The sequence below is a fragment of the Geojedonia litorea genome, assembly GCF_042654525.1.
Taxonomy (GTDB): Bacteria; Bacteroidota; Bacteroidia; order Flavobacteriales; family Flavobacteriaceae; genus Geojedonia; species Geojedonia litorea.
Map to the genome: position 1 here is coordinate 326,332 of NZ_JBHSGP010000014.1, position 16,667 is coordinate 342,998.

Below are 16,667 nucleotides of genomic sequence, written 5' to 3' on the forward strand. Positions count from 1 at the left end.
TTAATTACTTCACAGGCTTTAAATCTTATAATTGGTATGTCAACTTCAAATGTATCTGAAGGCAAGCATTTAAGCTGTCATAAATTATAATAATTTGGACCATAGTCCACTATAATAATTCTTGTAATAATCATTTTTTTGGGTATTTTTAACGAAAAAAAATACTCCAATTATCTTACTAACTAATTATCCATGCAAATTATAGAATCCCAAACCATTTATGATGTTATCATTGTTGGTTCTGGTGCTGGTGGTGGTATGGCCACCAAAGTACTATCTGAAGCAGGGCTTAAGGTCGCCGTCATTGAAGCTGGCCCTTATTTTGACCCTGCCAACTCCGAACAACGCACACAATTTAAATGGCCTTATGAATCTCCAAGGCGTGGTGCTGGCACCCAACGCCCTTTTGGAGAATTCGATATGGCTTATGGCGGTTGGGAAATTGAAGGAGAGCCATACACCAACATTGGTGACACAAAATTTGATTGGTTTCGTTCCCGAATGTTGGGAGGACGAACAAATCACTGGGGACGTATCTCTCTTCGATTTGGACCAAACGATTTTAAAAGCAAAGACCGTGATGGCTTAGGTGATAATTGGCCTATAGGTTACGAAGATGTAAAACCCTATTACGACAAAGTAGATAAACTTATTGGGGTATTTGGTAGCAATGAAAAACGATATAATGACCCTGATGGTTTCTTTTTACCAGCTCCCAAACCTCGTTTGCACGAACTTTATTATATTAAAGGTGCTAAAAAGTCTAATGTAGATGTAATTCCTTCTCGATTATCTATAGTTACAAAGAAAATAAACAACGACAGAGGTGTATGCTTTTATTGTGGACAATGTGCTAGAAGTTGCTCTATTTATGCCGATTTTTCATCGGGTTCCTGTCTAATTTTTCCCGCTCAAAAAAATGGTGGTCAAATCGACTTGTTTGTAAACAGCATGGTTAGTGAAGTTACACTAGACAGTAACGGAAAAGCTAATGGTGTAAAATATATCAACAAGGAAGACAGACAACAATATGCTTTAAAGAGTAAAATTGTAGTTCTAGCGGCATCAGCCTGTAGTTCTGCTAGAATTTTATTGAATTCTAAAAGTGAAAAACATCCCAACGGATTAGGAAATAGCAGCGGTTTAATTGGTAAATACTTACATGATTCTACAGGGTCTGATCGTGCCTTTTTTATCCCAGAACTTATGAACCGAAAGCGTTATAATGAAGATGGCGTTGGCGGATTGCATGTCTATTCTCCTTGGTGGCTAGACAATAAAAAATTAGACTTTCCACGAGGATACCACATCGAGGTTTGGGGTGGTATGGGAATGCCAGGGTACGGCACCGGTTTTAATCCTAATTCTTTAAACGAACATTTAGGCCTCAAAGTTGGTGGCTACGGAAACGGATTAAGAGAAGACGTTAAAAAATTCTATGGATCGGTTATGGGAGTTTCGGGTAGAGGTGAATCTATAGCCCGAATTAATAATTACTGTGAAATTGATCCAACAAAGGTTGACGAGTTTGGTATTCCTGTATTGCGTTTTCATTATAAATGGTCAGATTTTGAACGGAAACAAGCTAAGCATATGCATGACACTTTTGAAGAAATAGGTCATAATATGGGTGGTATTGCTTTGGGTTCTAAACCTACTAAAGAACAAAATTACGGACTTCACAATCCAGGTCGTATTATTCATGAAGTAGGTACTACCAGAATGGGAAGCGACCCAAAAACATCAGTAGTCAATGAATTTGAGCAACTTCATGATGTTGACAACGTTTTTGTAGTTGATGCAGGACCGTTTGTATCACAGGCTGACAAAAACCCCACTTGGACCATTTTGGCTTTAGCATGGCGAACTTCAGATTATATTATTCAAGAATTCAAAAAACAAAACTTTTAAATGATGGACAGAAGAGAAAGTTTAAAATCGATGTTGTTAGGCTCAATGGCCGTTGGTCTTACCACGCAAAGTTGTTTGACCTCAACACCAGCCGAAGTCATTGATGACAAAATTTGGCAATATACATACGGTCGTACTCCTAAAGAAGCTGCTCATGATGAAGCGTTATTGAGTGACTGTTTTTTCGAAGATGCAGAAAACGAAACTATTAAAACTTTGGCAAATTTAATACTGCCTCCAAACGAACAAGGGACAATTGAACAAGCTGGAGTAGTTGACTTTATTGAATTCATGGTCAAAGATGTACCAGAGTTTCAGGTGCAAATTAGAGGTGGATTGATGTGGCTCAATAACCAGTGTAATGCTCGATTTAATTCAGTTTTTATCTCATGTACTGAAGTTCAACAAAAAGAAATTCTCGATAAAATTGCCTATCCCGACCCAGAAGCTTCAGAGCAAGTACAAGAAGTGCAATTTTTTTCTTTAATGCGCAATCTGGTACTCACAGGCTATTTCACTTCTGAAGTTGGTATTAAAGAGCTAGATTACAAAGGCAATACCCCTAATACTTGGGACGGAGTACCACAAGAGGTGTTAGATGACCACGGTCTTAGTTATGATCCTGAATGGCTTGCTAAATGTGTTGATCATTCCAAAAGTGGGGAACTCGCAGAATGGGATGAGGAAGGAAATTTAATCACCTAAACTATAATTACCCATAGAACAAACTTTTAATTTTCTATTTAAGTTGTACTCAACAAAACTTGTTTTATTGCTTTCTCCAAGTCAATAGTTTATTACAGAATATAAGATCTGTTTGCGCTGTATTTAATGGCCTCATAAATCTTTTCAAAAATCACGCTGTACTATTTGGTAATCACATAGATTATCGTAAATTTGCAAACTCTTTTTGAGAGAGGAATGTTTAATAAGAAAATTAAAACGTGTGGACACATTAAGCTACAAAACGATTTCAGCAAACAAAGCTACTGTTAATAAAGAGTGGGTTTTGGTTGACGCTGAAGGTCAAACGCTAGGGCGTTTAGCTTCAAAAGTTGCAATACTTTTAAGAGGCAAACACAAGCCTAACTTCACACCGCATGTTGATTGTGGCGATAACGTAATTGTTATCAATTCAGAAAAAATCAACTTAACTGGAAACAAGTGGAATGACAAAACGTACATTCGTCACACAGGATACCCAGGTGGTCAGAGAAGTTTATCTGCTACAGAAATGTTTGGAAAAGATCCAGCAAGATTAGTAGAAAAATCAGTTAAAGGAATGCTCCCTAAAAATAAATTAGGTGCAGATTTATTCCGTAATCTAACCGTTGTTGTAGGTTCAGAGCACACTCATGAAGCTCAAAAACCTAAAACAATTAACTTAAACGAATTCAATTAATGGAAGTAATTCACAAAATTGGCCGTAGAAAGACGGCTGTTGCTCGTGTTTATGTTGCTCAAGGTAAAGGTAACATAACGGTGAACAAAAAAGACATGGCGGTTTATTTTCCTACTGCAACATTGCAGTACAAAGTAAACCAACCTTTAACCATGACTAACAATGATGGCAACTTTGATATTACAGTAAACGTCTATGGTGGTGGCATCACAGGTCAAGCTGAAGCTATCCGTTTAGCAATCTCTCGCGCTATGTGCGAATTAGATGCTGAAAACAGACTAATATTAAAGCCAGAAGGTTTATTAACAAGAGACCCAAGAATGGTTGAGCGTAAAAAATTCGGACAGAAGAAAGCGCGTAAGAAATTCCAGTTCTCTAAACGTTAAGATTTCCAACTTGATTGGAAATCTTATCAAAAGGGTTTCCAATCTTGTTAAAACAAAATTATTTAAAAACCCAGTTATTGTTGTCCTAGTCAAATAAAGGCAGGATTTAGTTTAGCATCTAAATGCTTAAGGCAAACGCAAGTGACCACTTAAGCATTGCTAATTCAACAGAACGTAAACTATTACAAACATGGAAAAAGTAGAAGTAAAAGACTTACTAGAAGCAGGTGTACATTTTGGACACTTGACACGCAAATGGGATCCAAATATGGCTCCTTACATTTATATGGAGCGCAACGGCATCCATATTATCAATCTTTACAAAACAGCGGCAAAAATTAAGGAAACTTCTGAAGCACTTCACAAAATTGCTGCTTCTGGAAAGAAAATCTTATTTGTTGCCACCAAAAAACAAGCAAAAGATATCGTTGCCGAAAAAGCAGGCGCTGTTAATATGCCATACATTACTGAAAGATGGCCAGGTGGTATGCTAACTAACTTCATTACTATTAGAAAAGCCGTTAAAAAAATGGCTTCAATTGATAGAATGAAGAAAGACGGAACCTTTAACACCTTGTCTAAAAAAGAGCGTTTACAAGTAGATCGTTTGAGAGCAAAATTAGAAAAGAATTTAGGTTCAATTGCTGACATGACACGTTTACCAGGCGCATTATTTGTTGTAGATATTAAACGCGAACATATCGCTATTAAGGAAGCACAAAAATTAAACATTCCAATTTTTGCTATGGTTGACACCAACTCTGACCCACGTCAAGTTGATTATGTTATCCCTTCAAATGATGATGCTTCTAAATCTATTGACAAAGTATTGTCACTTGTAACTTCTGCAGTTGCAGATGGTTTAGCAGAACGTAAATCTGACAAAGCTGAAAAAGAGCCTAAAGCAGAAAAGAAAGTAGCAGCTAAAAAGAAAGTAGTAGCTACTGAAGAAGAAGAATAAATAACAATTTCAAAACATAAATAAGTCGTTTAGTTCTTTTCTTTAATGAAAATAAATTGAACGACTTTTTTAAATTTTAAAAACCCATGGAAAATACGGTAAAAATAAGCGCAGCAGAAGTAAACAAATTACGTCAAGCTACTGGTGCAGGAATGATGGATTGCAAAAAAGCATTGGTTGAGGCTGGTGGAGATTTTGATAAAGCCATTGAAGTATTACGTAAAAAAGGTCAAAAAGTAGCAGAAAAAAGAGCCGACAGAGAATCATCTGAAGGTGCTGCAATTGCTAAAATAAATGACAACAACACTGTTGGTGTGGCAATTGTTTTAGGATGCGAAACAGACTTTGTTGGTAAAAATGAAAACTTCGTTGCTTTAGCAAATGAACTTGCTGAAATCGCTATCAACTACAACTCTAAAGAAGAATTTTTAGCTGCCGATTTTGGTGGCATGACTGTGGCTGATAAACTAACAGAGCAAACAGGTGTTATAGGTGAAAAACTAGACATCACAGCTTTTGAAAAACTAGAAGCTGCTTATGTAGGCTCTTATGTTCATATCAATAAAATTGCTGCTTTAGTTGGCTTATCAACTGAAGTTAACAATGCTGAAACTTTAGTTAAAGATGTCGCAATGCAAGTAGCTTCAATGGGAGCGACTACATTGTCATACAAAGATTTTGATCCAGCTTTTATCGCTTCAGAAACAGAAGCAAGAATTGCTGTGATTGAAAAAGATAACGAAGAATTAGCCCGTTTAGGAAAAACACTTAAAAATGTACCTAAATACATCTCTATGGCTCAATTAACCCCAGAAGTTTTAGCTGAAGCTGAATCTGCTGCTAAAGCTGAATTGAAAGCTGAAGGGAAGCCAGAACAAATTTGGGACAGAATCCTTCCTGGTAAAATGGAGCGTTTTATTTCTGATAACACAACTCTAGACCAAGAAAAATGTTTGTTAGATCAAACCTTTATTAAAAACGAAAAACAAAATGTAGCTGATTACGTGGCATCTTACGGTGATGTAAGTGTTACTGGTTTCAAACGTGTTACAGTAGGTTAATTTTAATCTTACAATAATATATTTTAAAAAAGCTTCTCTAATTGAGAAGCTTTTTTTATACCCAAATTCCGCTTTTGTAAATTACAATAATGATTATATTTGCTAAACCTTTAAAAAAACTATAGTTTCGAACTTATGAAATACAAAAGAATTCTTCTAAAATTGTCTGGTGAAGCCCTAATGGGAACGCGCCAATACGGCATAGACCCCGTGAGATTAGCTGAATATGCCCAAGACATTAAGGAGATTTGCAATAAAGGCGTTGAAATCGCAATAGTTATTGGAGGTGGAAATATATTTAGAGGATTAGCTGGAGCAAGTAATGGTATGGATCGAGTGCAAGCCGACCATATGGGTATGTTAGCAACCGTTATAAATGGATTGGCATTACAAAGTGCTTTAGAAGATTCGGGAATTCAAACACGATTACAATCAGCCATAAAAATAAATGAAGTTGCAGAACCATTTATTAGAAGACGGGCCATTAGGCATTTAGAAAAAGGACGTGTAGTCATTTTTGGTGGAGGTACCGGAAATCCTTATTTCACAACAGATTCGGCTGCTGTTTTAAGAGCTATTGAAATTGAAGCTGACGTTATTTTAAAAGGCACTCGCGTTGATGGCATCTATAATGTAGACCCAGAAAAAGATGCAAAAGCAATTAAATTTGACCATATTTCATTTGATGATGTGTTACGTAAAGGTTTAAAAGTTATGGATACTACTGCTTTTACATTAAGTCAAGAAAACGAATTGCCAATTATTGTATTTGATATGAACAAAAAAGGAAATTTACTTAAAGTGGTTTCCGGAGAAAATATTGGCACAAAAGTTAACCTATAGATTAAATAACGATTTGACATATTTTTGGTAGATAACCTTAAAAATTAAATTAACCATGAACGAAGACATTCAATTTATTCTAGATACGGCAAAAGAAGCCATGGATAATGCCGTAAAGCATTTAGAAAAGCAGTTTGTAAACATTAGAGCTGGTAAAGCAAGTCCTGCTATGTTGGGAAGTGTAATGGTAAATTATTATGGTTCTCAAACACCTTTAAATCAGGTTTCCAATGTCAATACCCCAGATGGTAGAACCATCACTGTGCAGCCATGGGAAAAAGGAATGCTACAAGAAATTGAAAAAGGGATACAAATTGCCAATCTTGGTTTTAATCCAATGAACAATGGTGATACTATTATTATTAATGTTCCGCCATTAACAGAAGAGCGTCGTCGCGATTTAGCAAAACAGGCAAAAGCAGAAGCTGAAGATGCTAAAATAGGGGTGCGAAGTGCACGTAAAGATGCCAACACCGAAATTAAAAAATTAGATGACGTCTCGGAAGACCTTCAGAAAAATGCCGAAATCGATGTGCAACAAATGACCGATACTTACGTTAAAAAGATTGATTCTATTTTAGAAATCAAAGAAAAAGAAATTATGACGGTATAAATTTAAAGCGACAACAACGTCGCTTTTTTTATCCATTGACATAAAACGCTCAATACATTGATGAAAGCCTTCAGCGCATTTATTCTATTTACATGTTGTTTAATAAATGTGCATTCCCAATCTGTTCCTGTAAAGCAAGATTCCGCACTTATTAAAAACGATACTATAAAGCAAGAACAGTTTCTTAAGCAATTAGGAAACGGCTATTTTCCAACCAAGTTTGTTAATATTGATTTAAGGTATCTTGTTAAATACAATCAGTATGAAGGACTTCGAACTGGTTTAGGAGGCATTACAACCTCTTCTTTTTCAGATAAATATCGAATTAATGGGTACACCGTTTATGGATTCAAGGATCATCGTTTTAAATATAGCATTGGTGGCGGTTTTAGGGTCAATAAAAAAACACAAACTTGGATTAACCTCTCTTACACCGATGACCTTCAAGAAACTGGTAGTTCTGTCTTTTTAACAGACAAACGCTTTTTCTCATTTTTTGAACCTCGGTTATTAAATATTGATTTATTTCATAAACATATCACCAAAGCTATAAGTTTAGAACATCAAGTATCGCCATATTTATTATCTGAAACTCAATTCTCTACAAGCAAGATCGATCCAACTTATGACTATAGTTTTGTGGCCGATGAAAAGACCTTCGAAACTTTTGATATTAGCAGCATTAAACTTTCATTACAATGGAATCCTTTTAACAATTTTAAAATAGAAAATGACAACGTTATTGAAACTGAAATAGGCTATCCTGAATTTACTCTGCAATTAACCAAAAGTTTTAAAGACCTATTAGATGGTGACTTCAACTTTTTTAAATTCGATTTTAGAACCCATTATGAATATAAATTTAAGACTGGTAGTATTTTTGATGCCGTACTTACTTCTGGCATTGCTACTGGCCAAACACCCTTAACGCATCTATATCACGCCTACCCCAACAATATTAATAAAGAAACTATTTTACAACGCTTCTCTGTTGCAGGTATCAATAGTTTTGAGACTATGTTTTTCAATGAATTTTTTTCAGACCAGTTTACAACACTTCAATTAAAACACAGTTTACAGCCTTTTAAAATTTCAGAACGGTTTAAACCTCAATTGGTGCTTATTTCAAGATTTGCAATAGGGAGTATGCAGAATATGGATCGTCACCAACAAATGAGCTTTGAGACTCTCGATAAAGGTTATTCAGAAGCAGGATTTGAGATTAACAAGTTGCTTTTTGGTTTTGGATTAAGTTTTGCATATCGCTATGGCGCTTATCATTTACCCGAAATAGGAGATAACATTGCCTTTAAGTTCACCTTTAATGTTTCTCTTTAATAATTAACAATAAGCTATTAATTTAATTAGCTAATCATTAGGTTTTTTCTACCTTTGTCGCTCTTTTAACGAGGTATGTTTAAACTTTTGACGACTAATTTTTGGGAAGTTGTCGCAAGACTTATTTTGCGTAATAAAATTGCTATCCTAGCAGTTATTATTTTAGCTACCTTATTCTTTAGTTATCAATGGAAACATATGCGCTTCACCTACACCGAAGCCAATTTATTACCCGATGACAATGAAGTAAATGTTACTTATAATAAGTTTTTAGAAATTTTTGGTGAAGAAGGTAATTTAATTGTTTTAGGTGTAAAAGATTCTACACTTTTTACAGTTGACAAACTTAATGCTTGGAATCAACTTTCAGATACCTTTAAAAACTATCCAGAGGTTGAAACCGTAGTGTCTATCCATGACCTAAAAAAATTGGTCAAAAACACAGAGAAGGAACAATTTGAGTTAGAACCTTTCATAAAAGATTCTATTCGCTCTCTTGAGCAGGTTGAAATACTTCAAAATGAATTATTTAAACAATATCCATTCTACGATAATTTTCTATTCAATCAAACCACCAGAACAGTAAGAACAGCTATTTATCTCAAAAAAGATATTGTTAATACATCCATTCGTAAAGATTTTGTCATTGACATCTTAATTCCTGAAATAACAAAGTTTGAGAGTAAAACAAATTTGGATGTTAGAATTTCTGGGATGCCTTATATCAGAACTCTAAATTCCCAAAATATTGTTGACGAAATAGGATTGTTTATTACGGCTGCATTACTCGTAACTTCTCTAATCTTCTTTTTCTTCTTTAGATCCTTTAGAGCCACCTTTATCTCGCTTATTGTAGTTTGTGTGGGAGTGATGTGGACCTTTGGTATACTTGGGCTCTTAAAGTATGAAATAACAGTTTTAACGGCCTTGATACCGCCTTTAATTATTGTAATTGGAATTCCAAATTGCATTTTTTTAATCAATAAATATCAGCATGAAGTTCAGTTGCACGGTAATAAAGTAAAGTCTTTACAACGTGTTATCACCAAAATTGGTAATGCTACGTTAATGACCAATGTTACAACGGCTTCTGGTTTTGCGACATTTATCTTAACTGAAAGTACACTTTTAAAGGAGTTCGGTATTGTGGCCTCTTTAAGCATTCTGGCCATATTTATACTTTGCCTTTTAATAATTCCTATTATTTATACCTTCTTACCTTACCCTAAAGACAGACATCTAGAGCATTTAAACCGCCGTTGGATTGGTGGTTTTGTGGATTGGATGGAACGTATGGTAAAAGATCGTAAAATTACTATCTACACAACCTCTTTGATATTACTAGTAGCGAGTATTATTGGTATTTATCAAATAAAAATTTCAGGAAGTTTAATTGAAGATATGCCCAAGGAGAAAGAGTTTTATCATGACATTAAATTTTTCGAAAAAGAATTTAATGGTATTATGCCATTAGAATTCATGGTTGATACCAAGCGCAAACGAGGTGTTATGAAATTGAGCACTCTTAAACGTATGGACGAGTTGGAAGAGGCCATTACAGAAATTCCTGAACTCTCAAGGCCAATCTCTGTGGTTAGCTTAATGAAATATTCGAAACAAGCCTATTATAATGGCAATCCTAAATATTACCAACTTCCTACAAGTCAAGAAAATAGTTTTATTTTATCGTATGCAAAAAATTCAACCACAGATGTTGATTTGCTTAAAAATTTTGTAGACAGTACCGGTCGCTATGCCCGTATTACCACGTTTATGAAGGATATCGGTACCGATAAAATGGAAGGAATTGAAGAAGACCTTCTCAACAAAATAGATAAGGTATTTCCAGAAAAACAATACGAGGTTATCATGACCGGCAAAGCTTTAGTTTTTCAAAAAGGAACAACCTATTTAGTGAAAAACCTAGCCATCTCTTTATCCTTGGCAATTTTGTTGATTTCATTATTCATGGCCTATATGTTTAGGTCGTTTAGAATGATCATTGTTTCATTGATTCCTAACCTACTCCCACTAATTATTACCGCAGGTTTAATGGGGTATTTGGGTGTGCCTATTAAGCCATCAACCATTTTAGTGTTTAGTATTGCTTTTGGCATTTCAGTTGATGACACAATACATTTCTTGGCAAAATACAGGCAAGAACTACAGGCTAATCATTGGAAAATAAGAAAATCAGTCTATGGCGCATTACGAGAAACCGGAGTGAGCATGTTTTATACCTCTATTGTTTTGTTTTTTGGTTTTTCGGTATTTATAATTTCAAGCTTTGGAGGAACCGTTGCATTAGGGGCACTAGTTTCTGCAACCTTACTATTTGCCATGCTATCAAACTTATTACTTTTACCTTCGCTATTATTGTCATTAGAGCGCAGTATTGCCAACAAGGAAGTGTTAAAAGAGCCATCTATAAATATCATTCCTGAAGAAGACGACAGCGAAAATTCCAAAATTTAAAATCCTAATTTAATTTTTGTTCGTTTTGAAGTTTGTTTTTTAATTATTTGGTGCTATAAAGCCAATCGGCTTTTTTATCTTTGCAATCAAATTTTTAAAACCATGAAGACGAGCACCGTTGCAGAATTATTATCAAAGGACATCAAGTTACATGATATTGAAGTAAAAGGTTGGGTGAGAACATTTAGAGCCAATAGATTTATTGCACTAAATGATGGATCAACGATTCATAATATCCAATGTGTTGTTGATTTTGAAAAAACCGAAGAGGCAACACTTAAACGTATTACCACAGGAGCTGCAGTACATATAAAAGGAGAATTAGTAGAAAGTCAAGGAAAAGGTCAGCAAGTTGAAATTCAGGTAAAATCCATTGTTATTTTAGGAGATTCAGACCCTGAAACTTATCCCATTCAGCCTAAAAAACATTCATTTGAATTTTTAAGGGAGAATGCCCATTTGCGAACAAGAACAAGCACATTTAGTGCGGTAATGCGTTTACGTTCATCGTTATCATTCGCTATTCACAAATATTTTAATGAAAATGGGTTTTACTATATGCATACTCCAATTGTAACCGGAAGCGATGCCGAAGGTGCAGGAGAGATGTTTAGAGTAAGTACACTTGATTCCAAAAATCCTCCATTGAATGAAGATGGTAGCGTTAATTATAAAGAGGACTTTTTTGGTAAGGAAACTAATCTTACAGTTTCTGGACAATTAGAAGCAGAAACTTATGCCATGTCCCTAGGCAAGGTCTATACATTTGGACCAACTTTTAGAGCCGAAAATTCAAATACCTCGCGTCATCTAGCCGAATTTTGGATGATTGAGCCAGAGGTAGCCTTTATGGATTTGGCTGGCAATATGGATCTAGCAGAAGATTTTTTAAAATCGATTTTGAATTACGTTTTAGAACATAACAAAGATGATTTAGAATTTCTAGAGGCACGTTTATTAGACGAAGAAAAAGTAAAACCACAGGCTGACCGAAGTGAGATGAGTTTAATTGAGAAGCTTAAATTTGTTGCAGATAACCATTTTAAACGCGTAAGCTACACCGAAGCCATAGATATTTTAAAGAATTCTAAACCCAATAAGAAAAAGAAATTCAAATACATTATAGAAGAATGGGGCGCCGACTTACAAAGTGAGCACGAACGGTTTTTAGTTGAAAAGCATTTTAAATGCCCAGTTATTTTATTTGATTATCCAGCAAATATTAAGGCTTTTTACATGCGCTTAAATGAGGACGGAAAAACCGTTAGAGCTATGGATATTTTGTTCCCAGGAATTGGTGAAATGGTTGGTGGTTCACAGCGTGAAGAACGATTGGAGGTATTAAGGGAAAAAATGAAAGCTTTAGATATTGATGAAGATGAACTTTGGTGGTATTTAGATCTTCGTAAATATGGTACGGCAGTACATTCTGGCTTTGGTCTTGGATTTGAACGCTTGGTTATGTTTGTAACTGGTATGGGAAATATACGAGATGTTATCCCTTACCCTAGAACTCCGCAGAACGCTGAATTCTAAAACAAGCAATAGCTAAATAAAACACAAAACAATCTATATTTTCAATATTTGTAGATTGTTTTTTTTAATTTTAAAGTCTAGGAAAATTTAACTATGCTCAAGCAGTATTTACAGTTTAAGTTATCACAAAAATTGTCTCCGCAACAGATTCAATTAATGAAATTGATTCAGTTGCCTACGCAAGCTTTTGAGCAACGTCTTAAACAAGAAATGGAAGAAAATCCTGCTTTAGAAGGCGGCAAAGAATCTGACAATGAATTTGACGAAAATTTTGATGAATTCGATAATACTGAAGATGATTTTAACGATTCTGAAACCATAGGAGAAGATATTAATGTAGACGAATATTTGAGTGATGACGACGTGCCCGACTATAGAACTCAAGCTAATAACTATAGCAGCGATGACGAAGAAAAGGAAATGCCTTATGCCGCTGGCACTTCTTTTACCCAGCATCTTATCAATCAACTAAACACTTTTAGACTTACCGATGAACAGTATGAAATTGCCGAATTTTTAGTAGGTAGCGTTGATGAAAGCGGTTATATTAGGCGGTCGTTGAACGATATCGTCGACGATTTAGCGTTTACCCAAAACATATTTACCTCAGATAAAGAAGTTGAAAAAGTGCTTCATATAGTGCATCAGTTAGACCCCGCAGGTGTTGGAGCACGTAACTTACAAGAATGCTTAAGTATTCAGCTTCATCGCAAAGAAAAGCAACCAGACATTGAACTCGCCATAGAAATTATTGACAAGGCCTTCGAGCAGTTCACAAAAAAACATTATAAAAAATTGCTTCAAAAGTTTGATGTTTCAGAACTACAACTCAAAGATGCTATAGAAGAAATTGAACGGCTTAACCCAAAACCTGGGGGCTCATACGCCGGTAACAATAAGATGGTAGAGCATGTTGTTCCAGATTTTGCAATACGTATTGTAGATGGTGAATTAGAGCTTACACTTAATGGCAGAAATGCACCAGAACTGCATGTTTCAAGAGAATACAGCAATATGCTTAAAGGTTACAAAGAAGCCACAGATAAAAGTAAATCACAGAAAGATGCAGTCATCTTTATTAAACAAAAATTAGATGCTGCTAAATGGTTTATAGAGGCCATAAAGCAACGTCAACAAACACTTTTTGTAACTATGAGTGCGATAATGCACTATCAAAAAGAGTATTTCCTAACGGGAGATGAACGCAAATTACGACCAATGATTTTAAAAGATATTGCTGATGAAATCGATATGGACGTCTCAACGGTATCACGTGTTGCCAATAGTAAATATGTCGATACTCCTTATGGCACAAAGCTGATTAAGGAATTCTTTTCTGAATCTATGACAAACGATCAAGGAGAAGAAGTTTCAACAAGAGAAATTAAAAAGATTCTTGAAACCGTTATTGAAGATGAAAATAAAAGGAAACCCTTAACGGATGAAAAATTAGCTTCAATCCTTCTTGAAAAAGGTTACCCAATTGCACGTCGTACTGTGGCCAAATATAGAGAGCAACTTGATATTCCCGTAGCCCGTTTACGTAAAAAGATATGATACACCATATCCTTAAAAGCATCTCGTTTATATTTCATCCTTTGATGATGCCTTTATTAGGTGTGTTATTTTATTTTTCAAAGACACCGAGGTATATTCCAGATCCGATTATTAAGGCCAAGGTCTTTTCAATAAGTATTCTTACTATAGTTCTTCCAATTTTATTATTCTATCTATTAAAAACGCTTAAAAAGATTAATTCGTTCTATTTAGAAACTACTCAAGAGCGTATCTTACCTTTAATCCTAAATACACTTATTATAGCACTCATTATTTATAGAGTTCTAACACATAATGAGATTGTGGAGTTGTATTATTTTTTTATAGGAATACTGTGCTCAACCATTGCTTGTTTAATTTTGGCTATATTAAATTTTAAAGCAAGTATTCATATGATTGCTTCTGCTGGTTTTTTTATGTTTGCCGTGGCTTTAGGTATCCACTATAAAATTAATATTAATGGTACTATTGCTTTGATGAGTATTATTATTGGAGCCATTGCCACATCAAGACTTCACTTAAAAGCTCATACCGGAATAGAGCTCACGATTGGATTTTTTATTGGCCTAATTCCACAGCTAATAATGCTGAATTACTGGCTATAAAATATAGTAGATTAGTCCTATTTTAATGGCATTCATAGCAATATGCTCATTGTTAACTGTTGCCGATTCTTTAAAAATATCATTTAAGGCATAATAGAAGTGTATATTGATATTAGAATACCCAATACTTGTCATCAAACCATATTGAAAGTCATTAAAGTCTGATATATTAGTTAGTTCTATGTTTCCTGCTTCACCTTTAAATTTTGAAGCCGTATAAAAACGGTAGCTCACCTTAAAACCAGTATAGATTCGCCAAAAATTATAGTCGGTTGGATTTGATGTTCGCCATCTAAATTCAAAAGGAAGTTCAATAGCATAAGCACTAAACTTATTCTTATTGAATGGTGTATCATTATTATTCAATAAAGAATATTGATAAGTACTTGTTTCCTTACTTATAAGTAATGTCTGGTTATAGGAGTTAGTTGAAATCCCCAATCCAAGACCAAATGCCAAATTTCGAGCTTTATTAATGGGCATATCACGAATAAACCCAACATGAAAACCTCCAGAAAATCCATTTTGTGATACGCCTTGCGGTTTTCTCCCTAACAAGTTATAAGTAACAGAAACATAAAATTGATCTTCTCTATACTTCTCATCTACCGTAGTTGTATCTAAAAAGTTAGCTTGAGCATTGTTTTGACCAATCACTACGCCATAGACACCTAAACCCATAAAAGCGGTACAAATTAACCTTTTTACTAAATGCTTGTATTTGTTTAAATTACAATTCATGTGCAACAGTAACTAGCTCAAATAGCTATTTATCGTAAATATAATTTATAAATTGCTACGACGCTAGAATTTATATGGTATAAAAAAAGCATCCCATGGGATGCTTTTTTTAATTTTAAAAGTAAGACTATTTTCTATTATTAGATATATCACCTTTCTTGGTGGTATAATTAATTTTCAAGGCGTTTGCCTTTCTTAATTCTTGTTTTACATCACCTACTAATCCCATATTGGCATCTTTATCTACCTTAAGGGCTGTGGTTAAAAACGGAATCAATTCCTCACGTTTTGAAGCACGTTCAGCAGCTATAAATGCTTGAACATCGCTAACATCAGCAAACTTATCATTTAACTGAATACGTGATTCTTTACCATATTGACTTTGAAAGCGCTCACTTGGTTGACCAATATAAATATACATGATCAAATCTTTTTTATCTAGCTTTTCAATTTGGTCCGCACTTGGCAACTCGTTTTTAATTTTTAAAGTTGTATCACGCATAACCGTAGCTACCATAAAAAAGAATAGCAACATAAATACAATATCTGGTAGAGAGGCTGTTGAAATAGCCGGTAAATCTCCCGATTTTTTCTTGTTAAATTTAGACATATTTTAAGTTTTCCTAAATTATTTTTGTTGTACTTCAGATAATTTTTGAGGGTACTCAAGTTTAATCTTTTCGATTTGTTCCTTAAGCTTGGTTTTATTCCCTACCCAATTGACATTATCATAATTAGCCTCCATTTCCTTGAACGTAATACCATAAAGCTCTTGAGCTCGTCTATCACGTAATTCGTTATAGGCCGCAACTAATTCATTCTGTACTGAAATGTACGTTGAATATGTTGTCTCCCTTTCATTCTTTAAGGAAATAATGGCCTTATCTGGATTGTCTGATGACGTTGGGCTTTTTTTACCTTTACAATAGCTACAAGCATCTTCGCCTGTACCACCACCATTATCTAAAAATTCAATGGCAGCTTTACGTAAATTTTTAAGTTCCATCAGTTCATCTTCAACCAATAATTGATCTTTACCATTAATAAGTACGGTAAAAATATTTTTTTGCTTGATGATAACATCTTCTTCATTCTCCTCTATTGGAGGTAATTTTCTACTTAAACCTGTATCGGTTTCAATGGTTGTTGTCACCAAAAAGAAAATAAGAAGCAAAAATGCAATATCAGCCATAGAGCCTGCATTAACTTCGGGTGCTGATCGTTTTGCCATAATTATC

At 34.7% G+C, this 16,667-nt stretch carries 16 protein-coding genes; 13 read left to right on the forward strand and 3 right to left on the reverse strand.

The features are described from left to right. The first annotated feature begins 192 nt into the window (after positions 1-192). The 13 genes from ACFO5O_RS09435 to ACFO5O_RS09495 all read left to right on the forward strand — a co-directional run bounded on the left by ACFO5O_RS09435 (position 193) and on the right by ACFO5O_RS09495 (position 14,688). A complete protein-coding gene (locus tag ACFO5O_RS09435) occupies positions 193-1,911 on the forward strand; it encodes a GMC family oxidoreductase (protein ID WP_387963142.1) in 1,719 nt (572 codons plus the stop codon). Next, the gene (locus tag ACFO5O_RS09440; protein ID WP_387963144.1) at positions 1,912-2,616 is read left to right on the forward strand and encodes a gluconate 2-dehydrogenase subunit 3 family protein; all 705 of its coding nucleotides are present in this window, start codon (positions 1,912-1,914) and stop codon (positions 2,614-2,616) included. Positions 2,617-2,857: 241 nt separating this feature from the next. Beyond that, the gene (rplM, locus tag ACFO5O_RS09445; RefSeq protein WP_387963146.1) at positions 2,858-3,313 is read left to right on the forward strand and encodes a 50S ribosomal protein L13; all 456 of its coding nucleotides are present in this window, start codon (positions 2,858-2,860) and stop codon (positions 3,311-3,313) included. Continuing rightward, positions 3,313-3,699: a 30S ribosomal protein S9 gene (gene rpsI / locus ACFO5O_RS09450; RefSeq protein ID WP_387963148.1), complete on the forward strand. Its 387-nt coding sequence runs from the start codon at positions 3,313-3,315 to the stop codon at positions 3,697-3,699. The genes rplM and rpsI overlap by 1 nt, the downstream gene beginning before the upstream one ends. 190 nt (positions 3,700-3,889) lie before the next feature. Continuing rightward, complete coding sequence (gene rpsB / locus ACFO5O_RS09455) at positions 3,890-4,660, forward strand: 30S ribosomal protein S2 (protein WP_387963150.1); 771 nt, start codon at positions 3,890-3,892, stop codon at positions 4,658-4,660. 86 nt (positions 4,661-4,746) lie between these two features. After that, positions 4,747-5,721: a translation elongation factor Ts gene (gene tsf / locus ACFO5O_RS09460; RefSeq protein WP_387963152.1), complete on the forward strand. Its 975-nt coding sequence runs from the start codon at positions 4,747-4,749 to the stop codon at positions 5,719-5,721. A 135-nt stretch (positions 5,722-5,856) separates the two neighbouring features. Beyond that, a complete protein-coding gene (gene pyrH / locus ACFO5O_RS09465; RefSeq protein WP_387963154.1) occupies positions 5,857-6,564 on the forward strand; it encodes a UMP kinase in 708 nt (235 codons plus the stop codon). Positions 6,565-6,619: 55 nt separating this feature from the next. Further along, entirely contained in the window at positions 6,620-7,177 is a 558-nt protein-coding gene (frr, locus tag ACFO5O_RS09470) for a ribosome recycling factor (RefSeq protein ID WP_387963156.1), read from the forward strand. A gap of 60 nt (positions 7,178-7,237) precedes the next feature. After that, positions 7,238-8,515 carry a hypothetical protein gene (locus ACFO5O_RS09475; RefSeq protein ID WP_387963158.1) on the forward strand — a complete coding sequence of 426 codons (1,278 nt, stop codon included), beginning with the start codon at positions 7,238-7,240 and terminating at the stop codon, positions 8,513-8,515. Between the two features lie 75 nt (positions 8,516-8,590). Next, on the forward strand, positions 8,591-10,990 hold the full coding sequence (locus ACFO5O_RS09480; protein WP_387963159.1) for an efflux RND transporter permease subunit: 2,400 nt from the start codon (positions 8,591-8,593) through the stop codon (positions 10,988-10,990). 102 nt (positions 10,991-11,092) lie between these two features. After that, complete coding sequence (asnS, locus tag ACFO5O_RS09485; RefSeq protein WP_387963161.1) at positions 11,093-12,526, forward strand: asparagine--tRNA ligase; 1,434 nt, start codon at positions 11,093-11,095, stop codon at positions 12,524-12,526. A gap of 93 nt (positions 12,527-12,619) precedes the next feature. After that, positions 12,620-14,083 carry an RNA polymerase factor sigma-54 gene (gene rpoN, locus ACFO5O_RS09490; RefSeq protein ID WP_387963163.1) on the forward strand — a complete coding sequence of 488 codons (1,464 nt, stop codon included), beginning with the start codon at positions 12,620-12,622 and terminating at the stop codon, positions 14,081-14,083. Further along, positions 14,080-14,688, forward strand: coding sequence for a hypothetical protein (locus tag ACFO5O_RS09495; protein WP_387963165.1), 609 nt, complete (start codon positions 14,080-14,082; stop codon positions 14,686-14,688). Before rpoN ends, ACFO5O_RS09495 begins: the two co-directional genes overlap by 4 nt. On the opposite strand, the gene ACFO5O_RS09500 is transcribed toward ACFO5O_RS09495, so the two are convergent. The 3 genes from ACFO5O_RS09500 to ACFO5O_RS09510 all read right to left on the reverse strand — a co-directional run bounded on the left by ACFO5O_RS09500 (position 14,683) and on the right by ACFO5O_RS09510 (position 16,660). Next, positions 14,683-15,429, reverse strand: a complete 747-nt coding sequence (locus ACFO5O_RS09500) for a porin family protein (protein ID WP_387963167.1) — start codon at positions 15,427-15,429, stop codon at positions 14,683-14,685. The genes ACFO5O_RS09495 and ACFO5O_RS09500 overlap by 6 nt on opposite strands. Before the next feature lie 127 nt (positions 15,430-15,556). Then, positions 15,557-16,039, reverse strand: a complete 483-nt coding sequence (locus tag ACFO5O_RS09505) for an ExbD/TolR family protein (protein ID WP_387963169.1) — start codon at positions 16,037-16,039, stop codon at positions 15,557-15,559. Positions 16,040-16,057: 18 nt separating this feature from the next. Next, positions 16,058-16,660 (reverse strand): ExbD/TolR family protein, encoded by a 603-nt coding sequence (locus ACFO5O_RS09510; protein WP_387963171.1) that lies wholly within the window; start codon positions 16,658-16,660, stop codon positions 16,058-16,060. Positions 16,661-16,667 lie beyond the last annotated feature (7 nt).